The sequence below is a fragment of the Nocardiopsis sp. EMB25 genome, from assembly GCF_026797795.1.
Classification (GTDB): domain Bacteria; phylum Actinomycetota; class Actinomycetes; order Streptosporangiales; family Streptosporangiaceae; genus Nocardiopsis; species Nocardiopsis lucentensis.
The window spans coordinates 2,753,528-2,769,949 of the sequence record NZ_JAMTDN010000001.1; the positions used below are offsets into that span (position 1 = coordinate 2,753,528).

Genomic DNA, 16,422 nt, shown 5'->3' on the forward strand with positions numbered 1-16,422 from the left:
CACGCCCCGGCGGCCCGAACCGCGTACCGCGGCGGCCACCCGCCGCCCGGTTCCGTCCAGATATCCGCCAACGCCTCCCGGCACCCCGCGGCCGGGTACGACCCACGAGAAGGGCGATCGGATCATGTCCAAGACCGATGTCGTCGTCACCGGCCTCGGTGCCACCACCCCCCTCGGGGGTGACGTCGCGACCACATGGTCCGCGCTCCTCGACGGCCGGTCCGGTGTCACCATGCTCGACCCCGACTGGCACGAGACGCTCCCGGTGCACTTCGCCGGGCGTATCGCGCAGGAACCCTCCGAGAAGCTTCCCCGCCCGAGGCTGCGCAGGCTCGACCGCACCCAGCAGTTCGCCCTGATCGCCGCAGAGGAGGCCTGGGCCGACGCGGGCAGCCCGGAGGTCGACCCCATCCGCCTCGGTGTCGTCGTCTCCAGCGGTATCGGTGGCATCCTCACCATCCTCGAGCAGTACGACACCTTCCGTGAGAAGGGCTGGAAGCGGGTCTCCCCGTTCACCGTGCCCATGCTCATGCCCAACAGCCCCGCCGCCGCGGTCTCCCTGGAGTACGGCGCCCGCGCCGGTGCGCACGCCCCGGTCAGCGCCTGCGCCTCCAGCGCCGAGGCCATCGCCAACGCCGTCGACATGATCCGCGACGGCCGCGCCGACGTCGTGATCGCCGGCGGCACCGAGGCCGCGATCCACCCGCTCAACATCGCCTCGTTCGCGTCCATGCGCGCCCTGTCCACCCGCAACGACGACCCGCAGGGCGCCTCCCGCCCGTGGGACAAGGACCGTGACGGGTTCGTCATGGGCGAGGGCGCCGGGATCGTCGTCCTGGAGTCGGCCGAGCACGCCGCCAAGCGCGGTGCCCGCGTGTACGCGCACGCCGCCGGCGTGGGCTACACCGCCGACTCCTACGACATCGTCCAGCCCGACCCCGAGGGCGCGGGGCAGGCCCGGGCGATCGACCTGGCCCTGGCCGACGGCGGCCTCGCACCGGACGACATCGTGCACGTCAACGCGCACGCCACGTCCACGCCCGCCGGGGACGTCGGTGAGACCCGTGCGATCCGCACGGCGCTGGGTGAGTCCGCGGCCGACCAGGTCGCCGTGACCTCGACCAAGTCGATGACCGGCCACCTCCTGGGCGGTGCCGGAGCCGTGGAGTCGATCGCCACGATCCTGGCGCTGCACGACGGCCGCATCCCGCCGACGATCAACATCAGCGAGCTCGACCCGGAGGTCGTCGTGGACATCGTCCGCGACAAGCCCCGGGACATGCCCGCCGGTGACGTGGCGGCCATCAACGAGTCCTTCGGCTTCGGCGGCCACAACATCGCCCTGGCCTTCCGCCGCGCCTGAACCGGCGTCCCACGGACGTCACGGTGTCCCCGTGGCGTCCGTCCCCTCCGGTGGTCCCCGCCCCTCACGGCGCGGACCACCGACCCGTTTCGGCCGGGGCCTGCGAGGGGCGCGGAGCATGACCGTCGTCGCGGTGTCCACGACGACATTCCGCTCTGGTCAGGGCCGGACCTGGTTTCGGGCCGTTTCGGCGCGAGGTGACCGTCCGTGCCGGGGCGGGTCTTCGCGCAGGTGAAGGTCTGCTGAACAGCAGCGCACAGACCTTTTTCCCGGGTTCCGGGCCCGCCACCATGGACACGTGTCTGTCCACTCGCCCCAGCAGCTCGCCGAGAGCCCCCGAACCGACAAGAGCGCTCCGGCGCCCCGACGTCCCTCCGGCGCCGTGACCTACCGGCCCGTCGTGGACCTGGACTCCGGTGCCGTCGTGGCCGTCGAGGTCGTCACGTCCCTTCCGCCTACCAGCCGAAACGGCATGGCCGAGGTGACCGCCCGTGAGCAGATGGTGGTCGCCGAGTGGCTGTTGACCCTGGTCAAGGAAGCAGCCAGCACGGAGAGCCTGCTTCCGCTCGTTCTGCCCCTGCCCGCACGCACACTGACCGCGGGCGACGAGTTCGTCTCGCTGCTCGACAGCCGGCTGCGCCAGGCGGGCCGACGGCCGCGCGACATCACGTTCATGCTCACCGCCGACCTGGCCGACCTGCCCCGCCAGACCGTCACCTCCGGGGTGGCCCGGCTGCGGGCCACCGGGTTCCGCTGCGGCTTCGGTACCGCGCTGATCCGCCCGGACCTGATCCTGGAGACCACGCCGTTCCTCATCCGGCTCGACCCCACGATCGTGTCGGACGTCTCCTCCGACCAGCGCAGGACCACCATCGTCGAGGGCTTGGCCCGGCTGGGCCGGGGCAGCGGCGTCTACGCGATGGCCGCGGGCGTGTCGAGCGTCGAGGACGTCATCCGTCTGCGCCGCTGCGGCCTGCGCGTAGGGACCGGGACGTTCTTCGCCGACGACGGCTGGCGGCCGGGCGAGCGCGTGACCCAGGTGCCCGAACCCGCCACCACCGACCAGGACGCGAGTGAGTCCGGTCCGCAGATCACCGAGTTCATGCTTCCCCCGGTGGGTTTCGACTCCGACTCCACGGCCGAGGAGATCCTGGACGCGTTCACCGGGGACCCCGCGCTCAACAGCGTCATCCTCATCGACCACCGCGACCGTCCGCTGGGGGTGATCGACCGGACCCGGTTCCTGCTGTCGGTGACCGGACGGTACGGGCACGCGCTGCACGCCAAGAGGCCCTCGATGCGGCTGGCCGAGCCGCCGCGGACCGTGCCCTCCTGGATGTCGGCGCTCGCCGCGCTGCGGGTGGCCGGTCAGGACAACAGCCGCGTCTACGAGGACCTGATCGCGACGAACTCCTACGGGCAGGTCGTCGGCGTGGTCCACGTGTCCGACCTGATCCAGTCACTGTCGCGCAGCTGACCGGGACCGGCGGGCCCGCCCGCGCGATCGCTCCCGCGTGGACCGGCCCCGCCCACGCCCCCGCTAGTGGCTGGGTGTGGGTCCCTTGGTGCCCGAGGGGCTGCTGGTCGGGGCGCCCCCGTCCACCGGATCGAACCGGCCGGGTTCCACGCCCCGTTCGATGTCCCGCGCCATCCGCGCCCGCGTCGTCTCGTCGTGCAGGTAGTCCAGGGTGGGGCGCTTGGGCAGGCGTCCGTCACCCGAGGAACGGCCCAAGGCACGGCGGCGCAGCCACGGCACCAGGTACTGGCGGGCCCACCGGCGGTTCTCCCGGCGGCGCAGAATGCGCGGCAGCTGCCGGGGAGGGGTGCTCCAGGGATCGGTCCACGACTCCCGGGGACCCATCGGGAAACCGAGCAGGTCGGCGACGCGGGCGGCGACGATCTGGTGGCCGGTGCCGTTGAGGTGCAGCCGGTCGTCGCTCCAGGCGCGGGAGTCGGTGAGCGCGTTGAGCGCCCACAGGTCCACGATCTCGGTCCCGGTGCGCTCGGCGACGGCGCGCATGTGCATGCTGAACACCGCGATGCGACCGCGGTAGTAACGCAGGACGGGGATCCATCCGGTGTCGTGACCGGACAGGATCACGACGCGGATCCCGGCGTCGCTCAGGCGGCGGATACCCTCCTCGAACTGCTCGGCGAGCTGGTCGAGGTCGCCGCCGGGACGTAGGACGTCGTTGCCGCCCGCCAGGACGGTGACCAAGTCCGGCTTCCACTCCAGGGTCTGGTCGAGCTGCTCACCGAAGATGTGCCGCATCCGGCGACCGCGCACGCCCAGGTTGGCGTAACGGAAGTCGGGCGTGTACGAGCCGAGGTGCTCCGCGAGGCGATCGGCGAAACCGCGGTACTCGCCGCCGGGGCCGCTGTCGTCCTCCATCCCCTCGGTGATGCTGTCGCCGATCGCGACGTAGGACCGGATGGCGTCCGGTCTGATGGCTCGCGCGGCCGCTGGGGGATTCGTCTCTACGTCTGTCACGTCAACCAATCGTCCGGCTCGACCGTCCCACGCTCGCGAGGCGCCGAGGGCGCGCGGGAACGGAAGTCTGGCAGGGGCCGCGATGCCGCCACCCCGATCCGAACACCGTCGACCCAGGTCGGCCGCTGGGCGGCCACCCGACCGAAGGGCGTTCGGACGAGGACAGTGCCCGCCCAGCATACCGTTCCCATGGGTGTTGGCCGAGGTCGACCACATCACCCCGAACCAGTCCGTTCCGGTGGCCCCGCGTACTCGTGGGTGGCGACGGCGAACGGCAGGACAGGGGCGGCTCCCGACCCGTGTCGGCCCCGGTCCCGAACGGGATACACACACCGTCGGACTGATATGAGGTGGATCACACACGAAGCCGTCGCCTCGTCCGTGATGGCCCTTGTCACCGTCACCACACGAGCGGGTCACAGACATGTCCGCCGAGACCGGGGCGTCCTGGGGGTACCCATGTGGCTCCCGGCCACGTACGATCTCCGACAAGTACTCACGGCGCCCCTGTCCCCCGGCATGCCGTGCCCACTGGCGGTGCAACCGATCGGCGCCGCCGGTCCGGCCCCCGATGGGTGAAGGGCGCGTACTGTGGTGCATCGAACCGAAGGCCCGTGCGGTTCCTCCCCAATTCACGTGCAGTCACCAGGAGGTCGAGGTCCCCAGCGGATGAACGCCGTCTCCCCGATCTGCCTCGTCGACCTCGCCCCCGCCCTGCGGTGGTCGCGTTCGCCGGACGTGGCACCCCTGCTCCACCACGACCGGCTCATCGACGGCTGGTGGCACTCGTTGCCCGTGGCCCGGGTGCTGGACATCGCCGGGCCGCCCTGGCTCGCGCACGGCATCGCCCGACTGGCCACCGAGCAGTGGAGCCACGTCCCGCTCGGCGAGTTCCTGCCCAGCCTGCGCACTCAGTCGGTGGACTGCTCCGACCTGGCCGAACCGGTACGAGGCGCGATCACCTCCACCGCGGGCGACTGGGACCACCTCATCTCCGCCACCCCCCAGGAGATCCGTGCGTGGCCGATCCCCGGCTGCGGTGTCCTCGACATCGTCAGCACGGTCGCCTGGCGGGCCCTCCAACCCTGCTGCGAACTTCCCGGCGGCCCCACCCCCTCCCCCGCGCTGATGCTCGAGGCCGTCCGCACGGTCTCCCACTGGCTTCCGGACTCGGCCCCCGAACACGTACGCAACGCGCTGGAATACCTCACCGCCGCCACCGGCGTGGCCGACGGGTCGGAGGTCTCCGAGGGTGCCGGACTCGACCCGGCACCTCCGCAGACCCCGGCGACCCGCGCCATCCGCACCCTCAGGGCGCTGCGCGCCCAGCGCGCCGAGGAGCACCCGGGCCCGGAGGTGAGCGGCCCGGCCGAGACCTCCGCCGTCGGCCACGACGCCGCGCCCACCGGTATGGTCAGCTCCGCCGCGATGATCCCCGGCGGTGCCCAGGGCGCCGAGGCCACGGCCGCCGAACCCGTGACGGCGGAGGGGGTCGGGGACCTGCGGTCGCAGTTTCGCAGCTCCCTGCTGGGCCCCGGCCGCACCCTGCGCCGGCCCTCCTTCGGCCCGCCCAAGGCGATGCGGTCCGAACCCGTGGAGGAGCCCCCGGCTCCCGCCCTCGGCGAGCATCCGCTGGTGGACCTGGTCGACGGCATGTTCCGCTCCTGGCCCGACCTGGAGCGCACGGTGGCCGCCGAGCGCCTCTTCGCCACCGACCCCATCAGCATCCGGGTGCTCTCGGAGCAGATCACGGTGGACGTCACGGAGATCCGCGCGGCCCAGCGCAGGGTCGAGGAACGCCTGCTGCAGTGGCTCAACTCGCCAGAGGGCGCTCCGATCACCAAACACCTGCGCGAGCTGTCCGAGCAGCTGGGGTCGGCGACCACCATCGACCGGCTGATCAACGCCCACGCCGACCACCCGGTGAACGTGCCCACGCTGCACACGCCCCTGTGGCGGGTGGTCATCACCCTGTTCACCGACCGGCGGATGCACAACGGCTGGCTGATCGCCGACGACCCCAACCGCCTGCGCTGGCAGACCCGCGAGCTGCTGGGCGACGGGCCGAGTCTGACCGACGCGGGACTCCGTCTGAGCCGGATCGGCATCCGCCAACAGGAGCTGCGAGCCTGGCTGCTGAGCACACCGGGCGTGAGCCTCAAGGACGGGTACGTGTTCGTCGACCCGTCAGTGCCGATGGAGGCGCCCACCAACCAGTCCGGCGCTCCGGACTCCTCGGGGGCGCGGACCGAGAACGGGCTGCCGATACGGCGCCGCCCCGACGGCCCCGCGCACGAGGAGACTCCGGCCCCCCACCAGTACAGACCAGCGCACGACCGGCCTCCGACGGCCGCGGTCCCCGACCCCGTGCCCTCCGGTCCGATCCCGACCGTCGCGCCGCCCCCGCCCCCCGCGGCCTCGGGCGACCCCGCCATGGCCGCGCGCTGCTTCCGCGCCCCGGACGGGCGCTGGTGGCACCGGGTCGACATCACGGCCGACCACCTCAACGGCGCGCCCGTGGCGGTCCCGGCGGGCTACGCGACGCACCTGGGCCTCCAGCCGGGTCGGCTGCTGTGTCTGACCGCCCCCGGCGCGGACCTGCTCGTGCTGGTGTGGCGCGACCAGCCCGCGTTCGACTCGCTGCGACCGCTCCTGCGCCGGCAGGCGGCCCAACCCGGCGACCGGGTGTTCATCACCGTCTCCGGAGACCGGCTCGACGCGCGCAAGCTCCCGGCCTCCGACCTGAGCGGCTTCTCCCCCGCCGCGCGGGCCCTGCACCTGAGCGGCTACACGGCGCACGCCTCCACCGAGGATTCGCTGCGGATCCTGGCCCGCCGGATCAGCGACGACGACGCGGCGTTGCTGGACCCGCAGGCGCTCGTCGACCGGCTGGAGCTGCGCGGGGACGCCGACATCGCCGGGGAGCTGCGCTCCGGGCTCTTCGCCGCCCGCTGACCACCCCACACCGTCACCTCATCAGGCCCCCGGGCTCTTCCCCGGGGGCTTCGTCGTATCGGAAGCGTCCAGGACTACCACCCCCAACGGAAAAGCATGTAGGTTAGCCTTACCTAAGAGAGTTGAGGTGATCCTCATGCGTGCGTCCCACCGTGCCCTGGAGCCGTCCCCCGCCGAACGGGCGCGTTCGGTCCTGGCCCGACCCAACCCCGCGACCGTGACGGCCTCCGAGCTGTCGCTGGACCTGGCCGCCCCCGTCTGCCATACCGGCCCCGGCGACGAGATCACGCTGCTGGTACCCGACGACCACCGGCTCCTGGTCGAGATCGGCCCGGACCCGCTGGAGGCGACCGTCGAGTTCGTCGACACCGCCCCGCTGGACCTGCGCGACCCCACCCGCTCCCTGCTGTGGATCAGCGGTGCCCTGAGCGTCCCGGAGCCCGACGAGGCGCGCGACCGCGCACTGGAGGTACTGGCCAGGGACCCGGACGAGCGCCTCCTGGACCTGGGGCACGGACACACCATGGTCGTCCTGGTGCCCCACCTGGTCGTGCACTCCGCGCAGGACGGCTGTCATCTGCTCCACCCCGGCGAGTTCGGCCGCGCCCACGCCGACCCGTTCGGCCGTTGGGAGGGGCCATGGCTGCGCCACCTGGAGCAGGATCACCCCGACGTCCTGTACGCCCTGGTGGACCGTTGCCCCCTCCCCCTGCCGGACGGCCGCCCCCGCCCGCTGGGGGTGGACCGCTTCGGTCTGCTGCTGCGGCTGGAGTCCGCCGACGGCGACCACGACGTGCGCATCCCGTTCCGCCGACCGGCCCGGACGCCGCACGACGTCGCCCACGAGGTCCACGTCCTGGCCGGGATCGACCACCGCCACTGAGTCGCCCCGCCCTCAGGTGACGGCGGGCCATCAGGCCGAACCCATGATCGGGAGGTTCTCCTGGCGGGATCGTCCGTCAGGCCGGTCCGATGATCGGCGCGACGACGAAGGCCGTGACCCCGCAGCCGACGAGGAAGAGCACCACGGCCCAACCGAGGACCCGCCCCAGCACACGCCGGAGGCGGCCGGACCGCCCCAGGCAGACCAGTACCAGGTGGACCGGGGCCACGACGGCGGCGACCGCGGCTGCCGCGCCGTGGATCCCCAGGAACGCGTACATGACGGGGTCCGTCGCCCCCGACATGACGAGGACCAGCCCGGCCAAGCCCAGGGCCCAGTACCCCGTGCACACCACGACCACGGCGGTGGCGAACCAGGCCGCGATCCGCCAGGCGGCGGAACCCTCCCAGGGGGAATCCATGCCCGCATCGTCCCGTGCGGACGGCGGAGCCCGCATGAGTACCGCCACTCAGCGCAGGATCCCGGCGAGCACCCGCACCCCCTCGTCGATCTCCTGGGGGCCCGCGGTGGCCGCGAAGCTGAGCCTCAGGTGCGGCCCGGTCGGTTCGGCCGGGAAGTAGACGTGGCCCGGGGCCACGGCGACTCCCGAACGGAGCGCCTCCGTGACGACCTCGGCCTCGTCCGTCCCCTCCGGCAGGGGAAGCCACAGGTGGTAGCCGCCCAGACGCGAGACCGGCTGCTCCCGGTCGGGGAGTTCCCTCAGCAGGGCGGTGCTCATCGCGCAACGGCGCTCGGACAGGCCCGCCGCGAGAGCGCGCAGGTGGCGATGCCAGGAGGGGGAACCGACCAGTTCCAGGGTCGCCTCCTGGAGGGGGCGCGGCACGAAGAAGCTGTCGACCACCTGGATGGCGCGCAGACGGCGCAGCACCGGCCCCCGGGCGGCCAGGGCGCCCACCCTCAGGCTCGGCGAGGTGGACTTGGTCAGGGAGCAGACGTGCACGACGGTGCCGTGTTCGTCGTCGGCGACCAGCGGCGGTGGCAGGGGGCCGGCGTCGGCGTGGGCCAGACGCCGGGCGAAGTCGTCCTCCACGACGAACGCGCCCGCTTCCCGCGCGATGCGCAGGACCTGCGACCTGCGTTCGGGCGCGAGCACGGCCCCAGTGGGGTTCTGGAAGAGCGGCTGGCAGACCAGCACACGCGCTCCGGTGGCTCGGAAGGCTCCCTCCAGCAACTCCGTGCGCAACCCGTCGGTGTCCACGGGCACGGGAACCGGACGCATCCCGGAGGCGCGCGCCACGGCCAGGAGCCCCGCGTAGGTGGGCGACTCCACCAGGACGGATCCGCCGGGCGGGGCGAGGGCGCGCAGCGCGGTGGTGAGCGCGCTCTGCCCTCCCGCCGTGATCAGGACGTGGGAGGCGTCCAGGTGCCCGGTGGGACCGGTGATCTCGCGAGCGAACCAGCCTCGCAGCTCCTCGATCCCCCCGATCGGCGGCTGCTCCCACACGCCCGGTCGGCGCGCGGCGCCCGCCAGGGCGGAGGCCAGCGCCCGGTCGGGCCGGAGCGAGGGGTGCAGGTAGCCGCCCTGGAAGGAGATCGTGCCGGGCGGCGGCGCGGCGAGCGTCGCCAGGACCCCGGCGTCCTCGACGGAGCGGGGCACCGAACCGCCCGGTCCGGTCGCGGTCTCCGCGCTGAGCGCGACCTCCTGCCACGAGGTGTCCCCGCCGGGCCGGACCGGCGCGGACCGCTCGGCCCGGAAGGCCCCAGCCCCGGGCCGGGTGACCAGCACCCCCTCGGCCGCCAGCTGGGCGACGGCGCGCGAGACGGTCACCGGCCCCACGCCGTAGCGCTCCACCAGCGCACGGCTCGACGGCAGCTTCTCCCCAGGCTGGTAGCGCTCGAAGTCGCGACGCAGCGATGCGACGAGAACACCCACACTGCTACTCTCATTCATGAGAGTACAGAATAGCGCTACCAGTACGAAGCCGGTAGCGGTCCGCACCGGCACCGCACTCGCCGCCCTGGGCGTCCTCGGCTTCTCGTTCAGTTTTCCGGCCACAGCCTGGGCGCTGGACGGATTCGGCCCCTGGACCGTGACGGCCGTGCGTTGCGCCCTGGCCGGACTGCTGGCCGCCGTGGCGCTACGGGTGGCACGGGTACCGCTACCCGACCGCCGACAGATCGCACCGATCCTGGTCGTGGCCCTGGGGTGCGTGGTGCTCTTCCCCCTGCTGAGTACGCTCGCCCTCCAGACCACCTCCACCGGGAACGCCGCGGTCATCGTGGGCGCCATGCCCATCGCCACCGCCGCCTACGCCGCCGTGAGCACGGGCGTGCGCCACTCCCCCGTGTTCTGGGCCGCCGCGGTGGCCGGGACCGCCGTGGTCGTCGCCTTCACGTTCCTGCGCAGCGGCGGCGTCCCCTCGACCGGGGACCTGTACATGATCGGCGCGGTCGTGGGCGGCGCCGCCGGGTACGCGGAGGGCGGACGGCTGGCCGCACGGACACCCGGGTGGCGGGTCATCGCCTGGGCGCTGGTGTGCTCGCTGCCGGTGTCCGTCCCGGCCTCCGCTCTCGCCCTGGCGCTGGAACCGGCGCACCCCACCCCGACGGCGGTGACCGGACTGGCCTACCTCGTGCTCATCAGCCAGTTCGCCGGGTTCGCGGCCTGGTACGGCGGGATGGCGATCATCGGTGTGGCCCGAGGCAGCCAGCTCCAGCTCGCCCAACCCGTGCTCACCCTGTCGTGGGCGGTGCTGCTGCTGGGCGAACCCCTCACCCCCAGCGCTCCGATCGCCGCCGTCGCCGTGCTCGTCTGCATCATCGTCACCCAGAGAGTGCGGTAGGTGAGAACACGAAGCGGGCCGGTCCCCCGAAGGGGTCACCGGCCCGCCCGTAGACTCCGCTCGTTCCTCAGACGTTGAAGCCCAGCATGCGCAGCTGGTCCCGTCCGTCGTCGGTGATCTTGTCCGGACCCCACGGCGGCATCCAGACCCAGTTGATCCTGACCTCGCGCTCGAACTCGTCCAGGGCGCTGGTGGCCTGGTCCTCGATCACGTCGGTCAGCGGGCACGCCGCACTGGTCAGGGTCATGTCCAGGGTGATGACGTCGTCATCGGCGTTCACCCCGTACAGCAGTCCCAGGTCCACGACGTTGACGCCCAGCTCGGGGTCGATCACGTCCTTGAGCGCCTCGCTGATCTCCTCGACCAGCTGCTCGGCTTCCGGGGACAGGGGGGCGGCGGTCTCGGCGCCCTCGTCGGCCCCGGCCTTCACCGTCTCGTTCTCGCTCATCGGGCGCCTTCCTTCTCCAGGGACTTCGCCACAGCGTCCTTCCAGGCCATCCACCCCAGCAGGGCACACTTGACCCGCGCGGGGTACTTCGACACGCCGGCGAACGCCACGGCGTCCTCCAGCACGTCCTCGTCGGGTTCACCCTGGCCCTTGGACTGCATCAGCTCCGTGAAGGCCTCCAGGGTACGCATACCCTCGGCGACCGTGCGCCCGATCAGCAGGTCGGTCAGCACCGAGGTGCTGGCCTGACTGATCGAGCAGCCCATCCCCTCGTAGGAGACGTCCTCGACGACCGCCTGGTCGTCGAGGGCCGCCCCGTCGGCCGGGGCCAGCGCCACCCGGAGCGTCACCTCATCCCCACAGGTGGGGTTGATGTGGTGCGCCTCCGCGTTGTGCGGGTCCCGCAGCCCCTTGTGGTGGGGGTTGCGGTAGTGATCCAGGATGATCTCCTGGTACATCGCGTCCAGCTGCATGGTCAGGCTGTTCCTCGCTCGCTTCAGGGCCGGGTTCCGAAGAACCGCTGCGCGTCCTGGATCGCCGACACGAGCGCGTCCACGTCCTCCAGGGTGTTGTAGAGGTAGAACGACGCGCGCGTGGTCGCCGGGATACCGAGCTTGCGGTGCAGCGGCCAGGCGCAGTGGTGGCCCACCCGCACCTCCACACCCCGGTCGTCCAGGACCTGGCCCAGGTCGTGGGGGTGGATGTCGTCCACCACGAACGACACCGCGCTCCCGCGGTCCACGGCCTCGGTGGGGCCGACGATCCGCACGCCCTCGATGGCGCCCACCCGCTCCAGCGCGTACTCCGTGATCCGGTGCTCGTGCTCGGCCACCCGGTCCATGCCCACCTCGCTGAGGTAGTCACAGGCCGCGGCCAGACCGACCGCCTGCGGCGCCATGGGCACCCCGGCCTCGAACCGCTGCGGCGGCTCGGCCCAGGTGGAGTACTCCATGTGCACGACACCGATCATGGAACCGCCGGTGATGAACGGCGGCATGGCCTCCAGCAGCTCCCGCCGGGCCCACAGGACACCGATCCCGTTGGGGCCGAGCATCTTGTGCCCGGAGAAGGCCAGGAAGTCCACATCCAGCTCGGCGACGTCCACCGGCATGTGCGGGACCGACTGGCAGGCGTCCAGCAGCACCAGCGCGCCGACCTCTCGGGCACGGGCGACGATGGGCGCCACCGGGTTGACCGTCCCCAGCACGTTGGACTGGTGGGCGAAGGCCACCATGCGGGTGCGCTCGTTGACCAGGTCGTCCAGGTCGGACAGGTCGAGACGGCCCTCCTCGGTGACCGGGAACCACCGCAGCGTCGCGCCGGTGCGCTGGCACAGCTGCTGCCAGGGCACCAGGTTGGCGTGGTGCTCCATCTCGGTGACGACGATCTCGTCCCCGGGCCCCACCTGGAAGCGGCGGAGCCCGTCGTCGGCCGTGGCCGCGTTGCTCATCGCGTAGGCGACGAGGTTGATCGCCTCGGTGGCGTTCTTGGTGAACACCACCTCACCGGGGGCCGCCCCGACGAACCGGGCGATGGTCTCCCGGGCGGCCTCGTAGGCGTCGGTCGCCTCCTCCGCGAGCTGGTGGGCGCCGCGGTGCACTGCCGCGTTGTGGCGCTCGTAGAACTCGCGTTCGGCGTCCAGTACCCGTCTCGGCTTCTGGGAGGTCGCCCCTGAGTCGAGGTACACCATGGGGCGCTCGTCGCGGACGGTCCGGGAGAGGATCTCGAAGTCCTTCCGGATCGCCTGGGTGTCGAGCAGACCCGTCTCGGGCCGACCGAACTCGCGGAGGGTCACGGTTACGCGCCCGCCTTCACGAACCGCTCGTAGCCCTCGGCCTCGAGCGTGTCGGCCAGCTCCGGACCACCGGACTCGGCGACACGGCCGTTGGCGAAGACGTGGACGAAGTCCGGCTTCACGTAGTTGAGGATGCGGGTGTAGTGCGTGATGAGCATGACGCCCATCTCACCGCCGGCCTTGGCGCGGTTGACGCCCTCGGACACGACCTTGAGCGCGTCGACGTCGAGGCCGGAGTCGGTCTCGTCGAGGATGGCGACCTTCGGCTTGAGCAGCTCCAGCTGGAGGATCTCGTGGCGCTTCTTCTCACCGCCGGAGAAGCCCTCGTTGACGCCGCGGGCGGCGAAGGTCGGGTCGATGGACAGGTCCTTCATCGCGCCCTGGAGCTCCTTGGAGAACTGGCGGAGCTTGGGAGCCTCGCCGCGCACCGCGGTGACGGAGCTGCGCAGGAAGTTGGACATGGACACGCCCGGGACCTCGACCGGGTACTGCATGGCCAGGAACACGCCGGCGCGGGCGCGCTCGTCGACGCTCATCTCCAGGATGTTCTCGCCGTCGACGAGGACCTCGCCCTCGGTGATCTCGTAGCGGGGGTGACCCGCGATCGCGTAGGCGAGGGTGGACTTGCCGGAGCCGTTGGGGCCCATGATGGCGTGCGTCTCACCGGAGTTGATGGTCAGGTCGACGCCCTTGAGGATCTCCTGCCGCTCGTCCTCTCCGATCAGGACGTCGGCACGCAGACCGCGGATTTCGAACTTCGTCATATCAAGCCTCAGGAATTCTTCTCATCCAGCGACACGAGCACGTCGTCGCCGTCGATCTTCACGTCGTAGGTGGGAACCGGCTGGGTGGCGGGCGGGTTGATCGGCGCCCCCGAGCGCAGGTCGAAGCAGGAACCGTGCAGCCAGCACTCGATGGCGCCGTCCTCGACCTCGCCCTCCGACAGGCGGACCTCCGCGTGCGAGCACACGTCCCGCACCGCGAAGACCTCGCCCTCGGAGCGAACCAGCGCCAGAGGGGTCTGGTCGTCGAGCTCGATCCCCAGGGCCCCCTCTTCGGGGATCTCGGCGAGCTCGGCGACCTTCACCCACTGCCTGGTCTCACTCATGGGCCGCCAGCTTCCGCTCGACCTTGGCCATGATGTCGTCGCGCAGCTGCTCGACCGGGATCCGGTTGATGAGCTCCAGGAAGTAGCCGCGGATGACCAGGCGGCGGGCCTCGTCCTCCGGGATACCGCGCGAGCGCAGGTAGAACAGGTGGATGTCGTCGAGGCGGCCGCTGGCGGCGGCGTGCCCGGCGCCCTCCACCTCACCGGTGAAGATCTCCAGGTTGGGCACCGAGTCCACGCGGGTGTCGTCGGTGAGCTGGAGGTTGCGGTTGTGCTCGTAGGAGTCCGTGCCGGTGGTGCCCTCGCCGATGATCACGTCACCGATCCAGACACCGTGCGCGTCCTTGCCGCTGAGCGCGCCCTTGTACTCCACACGGGAGCGGGTGTGCGAGAGGTTGTGGTCGATCAGCGAGCGGTGCTCGTGGTGCTGACCGTCTCCCGTGAAGTACAGGCCGTGCAGCTCGGCGTTGCCGCCGCGCCCGGTGTAGGCCACCTTCGGGGAGAGCCGGACCAGGTCACCGCCCAGCGTGACCACGATCGACTTGAACGTGGCGTCCTTGGCGACCTGGGCGTTGTGCTGCGTGACGTCGACGGTGTCGCCGTCCCAGTCCTGGACGCTGACCAGTGTGAGGCGGGCGCCCTCGCCGACGTGGACGTCCACGCTGCCCGCGCGCACACCGGTGCCGGTCTGGTTGAGGACGATGACCGCCTCGGCCAGCGGCTTGACGTCGATGACGTACTGGTCGAAGCGGGTCCCGCCCTGGGCCTCGCGGTCGATGGTCACGTGCCGGTCCAGGGCCTTGCCCTGGGCGACGGTGACGACCGTGGCCTCCTCGAAGGAGGTGTGGGCCTGGGCGACCACGCGGTCAGCGGGGAAACCGGCCTTGCCGATGCGGGAGTCGTCGCGGCCGACGCGCTCCACCGTGACGCCCTCGGGGGCGTCGACGTCGAGCTTGTCGGTGCCGTCGGCGACGGCGCTGCCGTCGTGCAGGCCCTTGAGGCGGCGGATCGGGGTGAACCGCCACTCCTCCTCGCGGCCGTTGGGGACGGGGAAGTCGTTCACGTCGAAGGACCCGTGGGTGGCCAACTTGGAGAACGGGATGTCCCCGAGACCGTGACTGTGGGCCTTGGGTTCGATGCTCGGGCTGGTCAACTTAACCAACCGCTCCTTCCATCTGAAGCTCGATCAGCCGGTTCAGTTCCAGCGCGTACTCCATGGGCAGCTCGCGCGCGATGGGCTCGACGAACCCGCGCACGATCATCGCCATGGCCTCGTCCTCGTCCATCCCCCTGCTCATGAGGTAGAACAGCTGGTCCTCGCTGACCTTGGAGACGGTCGCCTCGTGCGCGAGCTCGGCGTCGTCCTCGCGCAGGTCGTTGTAGGGGTAGGTGTCCGAGCGGCTGATGGTGTCGATCAGCAACGCGTCGCACTTGACGGAGGACTTGGCGTGGTCGGCGCCCTCCTGCACCTGCACCAGACCCCGGTAGGAGGCGCGACCCCCGCCGCGTGCCACCGACTTGGAGATGATGGTGGAGGAGGTGTTGGGCGCGCAGTGCACCATCTTGGAACCGGTGTCCTGGTGCTGGCCCTCACCCGCGAAGGCGATCGACAGGGTCTCGCCCTTGGCGTGCTCGCCCATGAGGTAGACGGCCGGGTACTTCATGGTGACCTGGGAGCCGATGTTGCCGTCGATCCACTCCATGGTGGCGCCCTCTTCGGCGACGGCACGCTTGGTGACCAGGTTGAAGACGTTGTTCGACCAGTTCTGGATGGTCGTGTAGCGGCAGCGCGCGTTCTTCTTGACGATGATCTCGACGACCGCGGAGTGCAGCGAGTCCGACTTGTAGATCGGTGCGGTGCAGCCCTCGACGTAGTGGACGTAGGCGCCCTCGTCGACGATGATCAGCGTCCGCTCGAACTGGCCCATGTTCTCGGTGTTGATCCGGAAGTAGGCCTGGAGCGGGATCTCCACGTGCACGTTCTTGGGCACGTAGATGAAGGATCCGCCACTCCACACGGCGGTGTTGAGCGCGGCGAACTTGTTGTCGCCGGGCGGGATCACCGAGCCGAAGTACTCCTCGAAGATCTCGGGGTGCTCCTTGAGGGCGGTGTCGGTGTCCAGGAAGATGACACCCTGCTCCTCCAGGTCCTCACGGATCTGGTGGTAGACGACCTCGGACTCGTACTGCGCGGCGACACCGGCGACGAGGCGCTGCTTCTCGGCCTCGGGGATGCCCAGCTTGTCGTAGGTGTTCTTGATGTCCTCGGGCAGGTCCTCCCAGGAGGCCGCCTGCTTCTCCGTGGACCGCACGAAGTACTTGATCTTGTCGAAGTCGATCCCCGACAGGTCCGCGCCCCAGTTGGGCATGGGCTTCTTGTCGAAGAGCCGCAGAGACTTGAGGCGGAGCTTGGTCATCCACTCCGGCTCGTCCTTCTTGTCGGAGATGTCGCGAACGACCTCTTCGTTGAGACCGCGACGGGCCTTCGACCCGGCCTCGTCGGAGTCGGCCCAGCCGTACTCGTAGTTGCCGAGCCCCTCGAGCTCGGGGTGCGCGATAGACGTCATGCGCGGAC

15 protein-coding genes are annotated in these 16,422 nt (G+C 71.2%); 5 read left to right on the forward strand and 10 right to left on the reverse strand.

Annotated elements, in window-relative coordinates; genetic code table 11:
• Positions 1 to 124: 124 nt before the first annotated feature.
• Together fabF and KIK06_RS11790 are read left to right on the forward strand one after the other, a co-directional pair.
• Positions 125 to 1,363: a beta-ketoacyl-ACP synthase II gene (gene fabF / locus KIK06_RS11785; RefSeq protein WP_017598398.1), complete on the forward strand. Its 1,239-nt coding sequence runs from the start codon at positions 125 to 127 to the stop codon at positions 1,361 to 1,363.
• Between the two features lie 298 nt (positions 1,364 to 1,661).
• A complete protein-coding gene (locus KIK06_RS11790; protein ID WP_268643186.1) occupies positions 1,662 to 2,840 on the forward strand; it encodes an EAL domain-containing protein in 1,179 nt (392 codons plus the stop codon).
• Positions 2,841 to 2,903: 63 nt separating this feature from the next.
• Here the strand turns inward: KIK06_RS11790 and KIK06_RS11795 are convergent, their stop codons facing one another.
• Positions 2,904 to 3,854 carry an SGNH/GDSL hydrolase family protein gene (locus KIK06_RS11795; RefSeq protein WP_017598400.1) on the reverse strand — a complete coding sequence of 317 codons (951 nt, stop codon included), beginning with the start codon at positions 3,852 to 3,854 and terminating at the stop codon, positions 2,904 to 2,906.
• Positions 3,855 to 4,523: 669 nt separating this feature from the next.
• Here KIK06_RS11795 and KIK06_RS11800 point away from each other — a divergent pair.
• Together KIK06_RS11800 and KIK06_RS11805 are read left to right on the forward strand one after the other, a co-directional pair.
• The gene (locus KIK06_RS11800; protein WP_268643187.1) at positions 4,524 to 6,809 is read left to right on the forward strand and encodes a hypothetical protein; all 2,286 of its coding nucleotides are present in this window, start codon (positions 4,524 to 4,526) and stop codon (positions 6,807 to 6,809) included.
• 136 nt (positions 6,810 to 6,945) lie between these two features.
• Positions 6,946 to 7,692 carry a DUF2470 domain-containing protein gene (locus KIK06_RS11805; protein WP_017598402.1) on the forward strand — a complete coding sequence of 249 codons (747 nt, stop codon included), beginning with the start codon at positions 6,946 to 6,948 and terminating at the stop codon, positions 7,690 to 7,692.
• A gap of 76 nt (positions 7,693 to 7,768) precedes the next feature.
• Here the strand turns inward: KIK06_RS11805 and KIK06_RS11810 are convergent, their stop codons facing one another.
• Together KIK06_RS11810 and KIK06_RS11815 are read right to left on the reverse strand one after the other, a co-directional pair.
• Positions 7,769 to 8,113: a hypothetical protein gene (locus KIK06_RS11810; protein WP_268643188.1), complete on the reverse strand. Its 345-nt coding sequence runs from the start codon at positions 8,111 to 8,113 to the stop codon at positions 7,769 to 7,771.
• Positions 8,114 to 8,161: 48 nt separating this feature from the next.
• Entirely contained in the window at positions 8,162 to 9,604 is a 1,443-nt protein-coding gene (locus tag KIK06_RS11815; RefSeq protein WP_268643189.1) for an aminotransferase-like domain-containing protein, read from the reverse strand.
• Here KIK06_RS11815 and KIK06_RS11820 point away from each other — a divergent pair.
• Positions 9,603 to 10,496: a DMT family transporter gene (locus KIK06_RS11820; protein ID WP_268643190.1), complete on the forward strand. Its 894-nt coding sequence runs from the start codon at positions 9,603 to 9,605 to the stop codon at positions 10,494 to 10,496. The two genes, KIK06_RS11815 and KIK06_RS11820, sit on opposite strands and share 2 nt — an antisense overlap.
• 67 nt (positions 10,497 to 10,563) lie before the next feature.
• Here the strand turns inward: KIK06_RS11820 and KIK06_RS11825 are convergent, their stop codons facing one another.
• Genes KIK06_RS11825 through sufB form a run of 7 tightly spaced genes read right to left on the reverse strand, consistent with a single transcriptional unit; the run spans position 10,564 to position 16,414 of the window.
• On the reverse strand, positions 10,564 to 10,944 hold the full coding sequence (locus tag KIK06_RS11825) for a metal-sulfur cluster assembly factor (protein WP_017598406.1): 381 nt from the start codon (positions 10,942 to 10,944) through the stop codon (positions 10,564 to 10,566).
• Positions 10,941 to 11,417 (reverse strand): Fe-S cluster assembly sulfur transfer protein SufU, encoded by a 477-nt coding sequence (gene sufU / locus KIK06_RS11830; RefSeq protein WP_017598407.1) that lies wholly within the window; start codon positions 11,415 to 11,417, stop codon positions 10,941 to 10,943. The genes KIK06_RS11825 and sufU overlap by 4 nt, the downstream gene beginning before the upstream one ends.
• 23 nt (positions 11,418 to 11,440) lie before the next feature.
• On the reverse strand, positions 11,441 to 12,739 hold the full coding sequence (locus KIK06_RS11835; protein WP_017598408.1) for a cysteine desulfurase: 1,299 nt from the start codon (positions 12,737 to 12,739) through the stop codon (positions 11,441 to 11,443).
• Positions 12,740 to 12,741: 2 nt separating this feature from the next.
• On the reverse strand, positions 12,742 to 13,503 hold the full coding sequence (gene sufC / locus KIK06_RS11840) for a Fe-S cluster assembly ATPase SufC (RefSeq protein ID WP_017598409.1): 762 nt from the start codon (positions 13,501 to 13,503) through the stop codon (positions 12,742 to 12,744).
• 8 nt (positions 13,504 to 13,511) lie between these two features.
• Positions 13,512 to 13,847: a non-heme iron oxygenase ferredoxin subunit gene (locus KIK06_RS11845; protein WP_017598410.1), complete on the reverse strand. Its 336-nt coding sequence runs from the start codon at positions 13,845 to 13,847 to the stop codon at positions 13,512 to 13,514.
• The gene (sufD, locus tag KIK06_RS11850; RefSeq protein ID WP_017598411.1) at positions 13,840 to 15,000 is read right to left on the reverse strand and encodes a Fe-S cluster assembly protein SufD; all 1,161 of its coding nucleotides are present in this window, start codon (positions 14,998 to 15,000) and stop codon (positions 13,840 to 13,842) included. The genes KIK06_RS11845 and sufD overlap by 8 nt, the downstream gene beginning before the upstream one ends.
• 1 nt (position 15,001) lies before the next feature.
• On the reverse strand, positions 15,002 to 16,414 hold the full coding sequence (gene sufB, locus KIK06_RS11855; RefSeq protein WP_017598412.1) for a Fe-S cluster assembly protein SufB: 1,413 nt from the start codon (positions 16,412 to 16,414) through the stop codon (positions 15,002 to 15,004).
• Positions 16,415 to 16,422 lie beyond the last annotated feature (8 nt).